Consider the following 3738-nt stretch of genomic DNA (forward strand, 5'->3'; position numbering starts at 1 on the left):
CCCCGGCGCGGCTGCTGGCCTTTGGGCGGTTCCCCGGGCGGGCGGCGCTGGAGGGGCTGCTGCTGGCCCCGGCCCTGCTGCCCGCCATGGGCTTTGCCCTTGGACTGTACGGCACCCTGGTGCGCCTTGGCCTGGCGGATACTCCGGCGGGCGTGGTGCTGGTGCTGTCGGTGGTGTCGTACCCGTACATGCTGCGGGCGCTGGCCTCCGGCTTCGAAACCATGGGGCAGGACTACGGCCATTGCGCAGCCAATCTGGGTGCCGGTCCGCTGCTGCGCCTGCTGGCCGTGGAACTGCCGCTGCTGCTGCCCGCCGCCGTGGCGGGCGGATCGGTGGTGTTTCTGGTGGCCTTTTCCGACTATTTTCTGGTGCAACTGGTGGGGGGCGGGGTTGTTCCGTCGTTCACCGGGTACTTGTTCGCCGTGTTGCAATCGCCGGACAGGGGGCTTGCGGCCATGCTGTCGCTGGTCTTTCTCGTGGTGCCCGTGACGCTGTTTTTGCTGGTGGAGGGGCTGGTGCTGGCCGTGTATCGGCGGCGGGGCATGTAGAAGAAGTACGGCAAGACGGAAAGTGATGCCTTGCCGACGTCATTGCGCGTGCAATCCGCACCGTGGCGTGGTATGCTGCATCATGGGCCTGTACCCGTCGTTCGGTACGGGGAGTGCATCACCCCAGCGGGGAGGGGGCCACGGACGCAAGAGTCCGGGGCGGCACGGCTGACGATGCGAATCAGGGCCGCAAGGGGGGCATATGGACTTCATCAACATAAGTGAACGGACACGGAACCGTTGGCAGCGGTCGCTGGACACCCTGGCGCGGCTGCTGGGCATCCGCGCGGCGGCCATCATGCGGCGGTATCCGGGGGGGCTTTCGGTGCTGCTGTCCAGCAATACGGCAGGCAACCCGCTGGTGCCGGGCATGCACATTGCCACCATGTCCGGCGGCACGTACTGCGACGCGGTCATCGAGGCGGGGAAGTCGGTTTACGTGCAGAACGCCCTGGACGACCCGCGCTGGCGCAACAGCCCCATGGTGCAGGCGGGCTTTGTGGCCTATCTGGGCTACCCCCTGCAACTGCCTGACGGGCAGTTGTACGGTACCCTGTGCCTGCTGGAGACACGCCAGTGGCCCGTTTCGGAGATGCACCGGGGCATTGTGGACGATTTTCACGGCCAGGTGGAGGAAACCCTGGCCCTGGCCTACGAGAACGCCTTGTTCGGCGCGCAGCAGGATACCCTGCCTTCCGCCGCGTTGACCGTGGACATCCGTGGGTTGGTGGCGCGGGTCAACCGCCGCTTTTCGAAACTGTGGGACATCGATGTGGATGTGCCCGGCCTGGTGGGCCGTCCGCTGGCCGAGGTGCGCGCCCTGCTGGCTGACCGCTTGAGTGACCCCGCCACCATCACCAGCATCCTGCCCGATGACGAGGCGGGCCTGGCGGTATTTCCCGGTACAACCGCCCCCGATGCGCTGGTCGTTCCGGCGCGAACCCCCGGCGGAAACGGCGTGCATTCGGTGCTGCTGGCCGATGGCCGCGTGCTGCGGCGCACCCATCGGACGCTGCGCGGCGAGTACGGGCGGGCCTGGGGCAGTGTGTGGCTGTTCGAGGACGTCACCGTCGAAGTGCGCGCGCAGGAAGCCCTGAAGCGTAGCGAGGAACGGCTGAAACTGGCCCTGGACGCCGCCAGCGAAGCCCACTGGGACTGGAATTTCGAGACCGGCGAGCTGTATTGCAGCCCGCGCTACTACGCGATGCTGGGGTACCTGCCCGGCGAATTCGAATGCACCCACGATGCCCTGCGCGACCTGATGCACCCTGACGACCTCGGCGAGGTCACCGCCGCCCTGTGCCTGCCGGACCCGGCGGTATCGCATGCGGTGGCCGCATGCGGGGTGGGCCAGTTCGAGGTGCAGTTCCGCTTGCGCACCAAGGACGGCGGCTGGAAGTGGATGCTGGCGCGGGGCCGGGTGCTGGCCCGGCGCGAGGACGGTTCACCCGCACGGGTGGTGGGCACGCACATGGACATCACCGCCGCCGTCAGTCAGCGGCTGGCCCTGGCCCGCAGCGAGGAACTGTTCCGGGGCATCTTCAGCACCGCCTCGGTGGGCATCGTACTGCTGGACCGCTTCGGCCTGCTGGTGCGGGTCAACGATGCCTGCGCGCGCATGTTGGGCTACGCCACCGACGAGATGCGCGGCCAGCATTTCAGCCGGTTCATGCACGACGACGAGACCACCCTGGCCGCCACCACCCTGGCCGGCCTGCTGGACCGCACCCAGACCACCAGCCGCCTGCAACACCGCCTGCGCGGCAAGGACGGCGGCTACCTGTGGACCGACATCAGCGCGTCGCCGCTGGAAGGGCCGGACGGCGAGGTGGAGGCTGCCCTGGCCATCATCGTGGACATCAACGAGCAGCGCGCGGCCCAGCAGGCCCAGGAGGAAAGCGAACGGCGCTACCGTGCCCTGTTCGAGAACGCCCAGGTGGGCATTTTCCGTACCCGCATCCCCGATGGCAGATTCCTTGAGGCCAACGGCAGGATCATCGAAATGTACGGCTGGACGGACCGCGCGGAATTCATGGAAAAGATGCGTTCCACCGAATGGTACGTGGACCCGGAGGCGCGCGGCCGCATGGTGACCACGCTGTTGCGCCGGGGAGAATTCCGCAACATCGAGGTGGAGATGCGCCGCCGCGACGGCTCCACGGTGTGGTTCGAGTATTCCGGCAAGCTGGACGGCGACACCATCATCGGGGTGGCACAGGATGTCACCCAGCGCCGGGCGGCGGAAGCGGCGCGCCAGCGGTCCGAGGCGCACTACCGGTTGCTGTTCGAGGCCGCCGCCGACGCCATCTTCCTGCACGACCCCGAGGGGCGCTTTCTGGACGTGAACGAGGTGGCCTGCCGCCGTCTGGGCTACACCCGGCGTGAATTGCTGACGATGCCCCCGCGCGAACTGGACGCCGAGGAATTCGCCGAGCTGGTGGAGGAGCGCATCCGGCAATTGCGCGAAGAAGGGTCGCTGACCTTCGAATCGGCCCATCGCACTCGGGGCGGCACGGTCCTGCCCGTGGAGATCCACGCCAAAATGCTCGATTTCGACGGCAAACCCGTGGTGCTCAGCATCGCGCGGGACATCACCGACCGCAAGCGGCTGGAACAGGCCCTGATGCGCGAGGCCACCACAGACCCCCTGACGGGCATCCGCAACCGGCGGCAGTTCTTCGTGGACGCGGAACGCGAAATGGGCCGGGCCGTGCGCTACGGGCGTCCGCTGGCCGTGCTGATGCTGGACCTGGACCGCTTCAAGCGGGTCAACGACCGCTTCGGCCATCATGCGGGCGACGCCGTGCTGCTGGGCTGCGTGCAGGCCTGCCAGCAGGCCCTGCGCGATACCGACATCCTCGGGCGGCTGGGCGGCGAGGAATTCGCGGCGGTGTTGCTGGAAACGGACCTGGACGATGCGCTGGTGGCCGCCGAGCGGCTGCGCCGGGCCGTGGAGGAAATGGACGTGCCGTTCAGCGGGCAGCGGTTGCGCTGCACGGTGAGCATCGGTCTTGCCCTGCACATGCCGGGTGACACGGCGTTCGATGACATCCTGCGCCGAGCGGATTCGGCGCTGTACGCAGCCAAGGAGGCGGGCCGCAACCGGGTGATGCTGGCGCGCGCCGCCAACGGCGGCGTGGAGGACCAGAATCGCCGCTGGAGCAGCGGCGGGGCGCAGCGCGGCGAGGGC

General features: G+C 68.3%; 2 protein-coding genes. Both read left to right on the top strand.

Annotated elements, in window-relative coordinates; genetic code table 11:
• Positions 1-548 (top strand): ABC transporter permease subunit (locus FVW27_RS10075; protein WP_167124812.1); only part of this gene is annotated, 548 nt, incomplete at its 5' end.
• Positions 549-750: 202 nt separating this feature from the next.
• Positions 751-3738: PAS domain S-box protein (locus FVW27_RS10080; RefSeq protein WP_167124814.1), on the top strand; the 2988-nt coding region annotated here is incomplete at its 3' end.

Source organism: Nitratidesulfovibrio liaohensis, from assembly GCF_011682075.1.
GTDB lineage: Bacteria > Desulfobacterota > Desulfovibrionia > Desulfovibrionales > Desulfovibrionaceae > Cupidesulfovibrio > Cupidesulfovibrio liaohensis.